Source organism: uncultured Amaricoccus sp., assembly GCF_937891315.1.
GTDB lineage: Bacteria > Pseudomonadota > Alphaproteobacteria > Rhodobacterales > Rhodobacteraceae > Amaricoccus.
On the sequence record NZ_CALAGI010000131.1, the window covers coordinates 1 to 6,313 of the forward strand.

The 6,313-nt window shown below is 67.1% G+C and carries 7 protein-coding genes; 2 read left to right on the top strand and 5 right to left on the bottom strand.

Annotated elements, in window-relative coordinates; genetic code table 11:
• Nucleotides 1-541, top strand: a 541-nt coding sequence (locus tag Q0480_RS12205) for an MBL fold metallo-hydrolase (RefSeq protein ID WP_299133309.1), incomplete at its 5' end; no start/stop codon positions are given.
• A 74-nt stretch (nucleotides 542-615) separates the two neighbouring features.
• Nucleotides 616-816, top strand: a complete 201-nt coding sequence (locus tag Q0480_RS12210; protein ID WP_299133310.1) for a hypothetical protein — start codon at nucleotides 616-618, stop codon at nucleotides 814-816.
• A gap of 123 nt (nucleotides 817-939) precedes the next feature.
• Here the strand turns inward: Q0480_RS12210 and Q0480_RS12215 are convergent, their stop codons facing one another.
• The 5 genes from Q0480_RS12215 to Q0480_RS12235 all read right to left on the bottom strand — a co-directional run.
• Nucleotides 940-2,016, bottom strand: a complete 1,077-nt coding sequence (locus Q0480_RS12215; RefSeq protein ID WP_299133311.1) for a PLP-dependent cysteine synthase family protein — start codon at nucleotides 2,014-2,016, stop codon at nucleotides 940-942.
• Nucleotides 2,017-2,191: 175 nt separating this feature from the next.
• Nucleotides 2,192-2,842, bottom strand: a complete 651-nt coding sequence (locus Q0480_RS12220; protein WP_299133312.1) for a L,D-transpeptidase — start codon at nucleotides 2,840-2,842, stop codon at nucleotides 2,192-2,194.
• A gap of 148 nt (nucleotides 2,843-2,990) precedes the next feature.
• Complete coding sequence (locus Q0480_RS12225) at nucleotides 2,991-3,962, bottom strand: Gfo/Idh/MocA family oxidoreductase (RefSeq protein WP_299133314.1); 972 nt, start codon at nucleotides 3,960-3,962, stop codon at nucleotides 2,991-2,993.
• A gap of 98 nt (nucleotides 3,963-4,060) precedes the next feature.
• The gene (locus Q0480_RS12230) at nucleotides 4,061-5,527 is read right to left on the bottom strand and encodes a M10 family metallopeptidase (RefSeq protein WP_299133316.1); all 1,467 of its coding nucleotides are present in this window, start codon (nucleotides 5,525-5,527) and stop codon (nucleotides 4,061-4,063) included.
• A gap of 178 nt (nucleotides 5,528-5,705) precedes the next feature.
• Nucleotides 5,706-6,313 (bottom strand): RNA polymerase factor sigma-32 (locus Q0480_RS12235; RefSeq protein ID WP_299133319.1); only part of this gene is annotated, 608 nt, incomplete at its 5' end.

Sequence of the window (6,313 nt, forward strand, 5' to 3'; positions counted from 1 at the left end):
GGCGCTCGGCCTCGACCCGGCGCGCGACCTGGCCGCGGTGGTGCTGACCCACTTCCACCATGACCACACCGGTGGCCTCGACCACTTCCCGCATACCCGCGTCATCGGCCCGCGGGAGAACTACGCGGTCTCGACCGGGATCAAGGGCATGATGATGGGCTGCCTGCCCCAGCGCTGGCCGGTCTGGCTGAAGCCGGAGCTCGTCGATATGGATGGCCTGGCCGTCGGACCATTCCCGGCCTCGCACGCGCTGACCACGGATGGCCGCGTGCTGCTGGTGCCGACGCCGGGTCACGTGGCGGGGCATTGTTCGGTCGTGGTGCTCGACGACGACATCACCTGGTTCCTCGCCGGCGACGCCACCTATTCGCAGGAGAACCTGCGGGTCGGGGCGACCGATGGCGTGACGAACGACCCGGAGACGGCCCGCGCGACACTCGCCCGGATCCGGGAGTTCGCCCATACGCGGCCGACCGTGATCCTGCCGGCCCACGACCCCGACGGCCCCCGCCGGCTGGCGGCGCGCGAGGTCTTCTCGTGATCTGAGCGCGCGCCTCGGCGTCCGGTGCCGGACACCGATGATATCCGATCCTTCGCGGCGGTGCTTCGACCAGCGTGGCGATCGTCACCAGAATCGAACCCGACCGGCGGTCTTGTCCGGCCGAGTCCTGCCACCAGGATTGCCTGACGCTGAATCCGGATCAGCCCTGCATCGTCCGCGACGACCCGCCGAAGATCGCGAATCTCAAGCGCCTGTTCCCCGACCTCTATCGAGACGACCCCGCGCCGGTGTCGGAGGCCGGGCTCTCGAACTGAAGGGCGAAACGCCCCCGAACGGCTGGCACGCATCGAAGCCGCGCTTGCCGCGTTCGCGAATGGTCGGGGCGCCGCATGAATGCGCCGCGACGGCGAAAACGGTGTTCGCGTCGCGGCGGGACGTCAGCCGAGCTGGAAGCCCGGGGTGGATTTCGAGATCTCGAGCTCGGCCTCGTTCATGTCGGCGCCGAACGGCTCGAAGAGCGGGGTCGAGAGGTAGCGCTCGCCCGTGTCGGGCAGCATGACGAGCAGGACCGAGCCCTCGGGCGCCGTCTCGGCCACCTTCATCGCCACCGCGAGCGTCGAGCCCGCCGACACGCCGGCGCAGATGCCCTCCTCGGCCGCGAGGCGCCGCGCCCAGGCCATGCCTTCGGCGCCGGGGACCGGGATCAGCGTGTCATAGCCGCCGGTGTCCAGCGCCTCCTGCAGCACGCTCGGGATGAAATCCGGGGTCCAGCCCTGGATCGGATGCGGCTCGAAAGCCGGATGGGTGGCCGAGGGGCCGCCGTCGGCGCTCCGCTCCTGAACGATGCCGGACCCGACGAGCTGGGCGTTCGCCGGCTCGGACAGGATGATCTTCGTCTCCGGCCGCTCGCGCCGCAGGACGCGCGCCACACCCGAGACGGTGCCACCCGTGCCGTAGCCGGTGACGAAATAATCGAGCCGCGACCCGGCGAAATCGGCGATGATCTCGCGGCCGGTCGTCGCCTCGTGAATGTCGGCGTTGGCGTCGGTCTCGAACTGCCGGGCCAGGAACCAGCCATTCTTCTCGGCCAGTTCCTTGGCCTTGAGATACATGCCGAGGCCCTTCTGCGCGCGCGGGGTCAGGATTACCCTGGCCCCGAGATAGCGCATCATCTGGCGCCGCTCGACCGAGAAGCTGTCGGCCATGGTGACGACGAGCGGATAGCCCTTGGCCGCGCAGACCATGGCAAGGCCGATGCCGGTATTGCCGCTGGTCGCCTCGACCACGGTCATCCCCGGCTTCAGTTCGCCGCGCCGTTCCGCGTCCTCGATGATGTTGAGCGCGAGGCGATCCTTGACGGAGGCCGCCGGATTGAAGAACTCCGCCTTCACATAGACGGTGACATGTGGGGGCGCGATCCGGTTCAGCCGCACCACCGGCGTGTCGCCCACCGTGTCCACGATGCTGTCGTAAAGCCGCCCGCGGCCTTCGGTCTTTCTCGTTTCGCCAGCCATTGACAGATCCTCCCGTTCGCGCCCGTCGGGGCCACATGGCGCCCTACCTAGCATGGGCGGAAGGTCTGCTTCCAGAGCGGAGTCCTGCCAAGCAGAGCTAATTCACCCGCCTAGCAGATTGATCTTTCTATATTTATTGTCCGCAGGAGAATTTTCATCCAGCCGGGATATCGCCCTAGCGGACGATGACCCGCGCGCCCCTCGGCACCCGATCATAGAGGTCGACGACGTCCTGGTTCAGCATGCGGAAGCAGCCGGAGGAAGCGGCGCGGCCGATGCTGCCCGGCGCGTTGGTGCCATGGATGCGATAGCCCGAATCCCGGTCCCCGAAGTAGATATAGAGCGCGCGCGCCCCGAGCGGATTGCTCGGCCCGCCCGGCATTCCGTCCTTCCAGCGCGCCAGCGACGGGTCGCGGGCGATCATCTCCGGTGGCGGCGTCCAGGTTGGCCAGCGGGCCTCGCGGGCGATCCGGCCGTCGCCGGTCCAGCCGAACCCCTCCTTGCCGATCGAGATGCCGTAGCGCAGCGCCATGCCGTCCGGCTCGACCAGATAGAGGAAGGGGCCTTTGGTATCGATCACGATGGTGCCCGGCGCCTCCTTGGTCTCGAAGGGCACGCGGTTTCGAAGCAGCGCGGGATGGAACGCGGCGACGTCGATCGCCGACAGCATCCGGTTGCCATCGGCCCGGGCGGCGTAGAACGCGGGATCGGTGGCTTCGGCGGTCGGCGGCGGCGGGGTCGTCACCGCCGCCATATCCTCGGCGACGCAGCCTTGGAGCACCAGCAGGGACGCCAGCAACGCGGCGCGGCTTCTCGCGACAATCATGACAAATCCACCCGTTGCGCAACTAGACCAAATTCGTACCGCGCGAACAAGCGACTCGGCCGCGTGAGTCGCGCGTGTCTTCCTGACTAGGGGCGATTTCCTTCTGAAATGCGAAGAGGGCCGATTTCTTCGCCGCTATTCGCGGCGATCAGGCCGGTCCGGCCGCCTCGTAGATCATGTCGATCATCCGCTGATTCCCGCGCGAGAATTCCAGCGGACAGGGGAATGGCGCCCCGTCCAGCACCGTCGCGTTGAAGGCGTCGATCTGGGACTTGTAGTGGTCGGACCGCGGAAACCGCTCCAGCACCGTGACCCGGTCCGAGGCGCGCAGCTCCAGCACCGCGTCGTCGTAGGCGCCGGGGTTGAAGCCCGCGCGCACGGTCAGCCACCCATCATCGCCGTGGAAGGTCATCACCTGCCGCCCGGCCATGCGCATCGAAACATAGAAATCGAGGTGAAATTCCGGGAACCGCGCCCAGACCCGGGCGGTGGCGTCGATGCCCATGTCCCAGTCGATCTCGGCCTTGACCGCGACCGGTTCCGCGCCGGTGACGAAACGCGTGGTGACCGACGGATAGACCCCGATGTCGCGCAGCGCGCCGCCGCCCTGCTCCGGGCGATTGCGGATGTTGGCTTCGTCGCGCAGCATGAAGCTGAAGGCGCCCTGCGCGTGGCGCAGCGGCCCGATCGCGCCCTCCGCGATCAGCGCCCGCGCCCGCGCCCATTGCGGATGGTGGGTCACCATGAAGGCCTCGGCGGCGAGCAGCCCGGTCCGGTCGCGGAGCGCGATCAGGTCGTCGATCTCGCCGGCGCGGAGCGCGATCGGCTTCTCGCAGAGCACATGCTTGCCGGCTTCGAGGCATTTCGTGGTCCATTCCACATGATCGCGGTTCGGCAGCGGGATATAGACCGCGTCGATGTCCGTATCCGCCAGCAGCGCCTCGTAGTCGCCGTGAAGGCGCACATCCGGATAGGGCGCGGCCAGCGCCTCGGCCTTGCCGGGCGTGCGGCTCGCGACGGCCACCAGCCGGCCCCGGTCGCTGATATGGATCGCCGGCGCCACCCATTCCCGCGCGATCTTCGCCGCGCCGAGGATACCCCACCTCACGAATTCCGCCATCCGCGCCTCCCCCCGTTGCGCGGACGATAGTCGCGGCGACCCTGATGATCAAACAGGGGATCGTTTCGCTCGAACGAGGCTCCGTTTCGGGACGGTCTTCAGAGCAGGAAATCGGCGGCGGAATAGGCCGCGGCGCGGATGGCGCCGTCATGGATCGTTACTTCGAATTCCACCGCCGCGTCCGAATCGACGTTGCCCCGCACATAGGTGATGTCGCCCACATCGACGAGCCAGAGATGTCCCTTGTCATGCGAGGTTCCGAACACGAACGCCTGATCGCCGGAACGCGTGGTATTCGCGTCGATGCCGCGCAGGTCGAAGCGGTCGCCCGCCGCGGCGCCCGCGCCCTCGAACGCCACCGCGCCGCCACCCGCGCAGACCCGGTCCGCCATGCCCGAGCGCGAATCGCTGCCGGACAGGAAGCGGAAGACATCCCGACCCTCGCCGCCAATCAGCAGATCGCCACCCTCGCCGCCGACCAGACAATCGTCGCCGTCATTGCCGACCAACCGGTTGTTCGCCTCGTTGCCGATGATCCGGTCGTCGCCGGAGCCCCCCAGCGCCCGCTCGATCAGCGACCGTTCGTCGCCGCGATAGAGCAGCGCATTGAAGATATTGCCCTGTGCATGACCGTCGTTCGCCCCGCCACCCAGATCGGCGAGTTGCGCGCTGGAGAACACCGAGGACTTGCCGGCGCGCAGGTCGAGGCGGAGGTCGGTGGAATAGGCGGAGAGATCATAGGTATCCGTGCCGCCGCCGTCCCAGATCGTCGCGAAGACGCGATTGGCGACGGGCGTGATGCCGGCCGAGCCATCGACATAGGTGATGCCCGAGTTCGGGCGCCAGCTGTAGGTGGTGTTTCCGGAATTGGTCGTGAAATCCGCGCCATACATGTGCTGGAGCGCGGCGATGTCGAGCATCATGTAGCTCTGCGGCGCGCCGGCATCCTCGAACTCGTAGTTGGAAGCCGCCGCCCCCACGAACGAGCGATAGCTCATCACGCTGAACTCGACGGAATCGTGGGCGACGCCGAGCTTGCCGAAACCCGTGGTTTCGTGCGCGTGCTTCAGGCCGAGCGCGTGCCCGGTCTCGTGCAGGAGCGTGAAGAAATCGTAGTTGCCGGCGACCGGCGAGCCGCCCGACCTGCCGAGCCAGACGTCGCCGCCGATGCCGGGGCTCGGCTTGTACGCATAGGCCGTGGCGGTGTCGCTGGTCCGGGCATAGAGCAGGTCGCCGGCGCCGCTGCCGGCTCCGGCATAACTCACCGACAGCCGGGTGAAACCCTCTACCGTGAAGCCCGCGTGCGCCACCCGCGCTCCCGTCCCGTCCGCGTCGAGCACGGAGCGAACCATGCCGAGCTGTGTCGAGGAGAGGCGCGCGAAATGTTGGAGATGCGCGGAAATCCCGTTGCCATCGAGATCGCTGTCATAGCCCGGTCCATAGTCGGCGGGGGTATTCGGATCGCTGTAGGTGATCGCACCGCTGATCCAGCGAACCCCGGAGAGCAATCCGTCCAGCAACTCGCCGGACCGGCTGACCGAACCCGCCCTCGCACTCGCGCTCATCGCCACCTCCTCCAGAACAGAAGGTCAGCGATACCGCGCGCAGCATTGACAGATATTTAAAGCTATGTCCGAATAGTTATTAAAAATGTTCGATAGTTCTATTACAATTCAATCCAATACAATTCAGGAAACGGTCATTGACCGGGGGCCGGGCGCCTCTGCCACCCGGCCAGGTCCATCAGTTCACCGCCGGCACCATGCCCTTCGCGGCGGCGAGGCCACGCATCGCCTTCTGCAGCTTCTCGAAGGCGCGGACCTCGATCTGGCGGATGCGCTCCCGGCTGACGTTGTACTCCTGGCTCAGATCCTCGAGGGTCGAGGGCTCGTCCTTCAGCCGGCGTTCGGTCAGGATGTGCCGCTCGCGCTCGTTGAGACCTTCCATCGCCTGCGACAGCAGTTCGTGCCGGGTTTCGAGTTCGTCGCGTTCGGCGAGCGCGGTCGCCTGATCCGCGTCCTCGTCCTCCAGCCAGTCCTGCCACTCGGCCGCGCCGTCGCCGTCGTTGCGCACCTGCGCGTTCAGGCTGGCGTCGCCGCCCGCCATGCGCCGGTTCATCGAGATCACCTCGGCCTCGGTCACGTTGAGGTCATGGGCGATCCGGGCCACGTTCTCGGGACGCAGCTCGCCTTCCTCGATCGCGCCGATCTTGTTCTTTGCCTTGCGCAGGTTGAAGAACAGCTTCTTCTGCGCCGCCGTGGTGCCCATCTTCACGAGGGACCAGGAGCGCAGGATATATTCCTGGATCGAGGCGCGGATCCACCACATCGCGTAAGTCGCGAGGCGGAAAC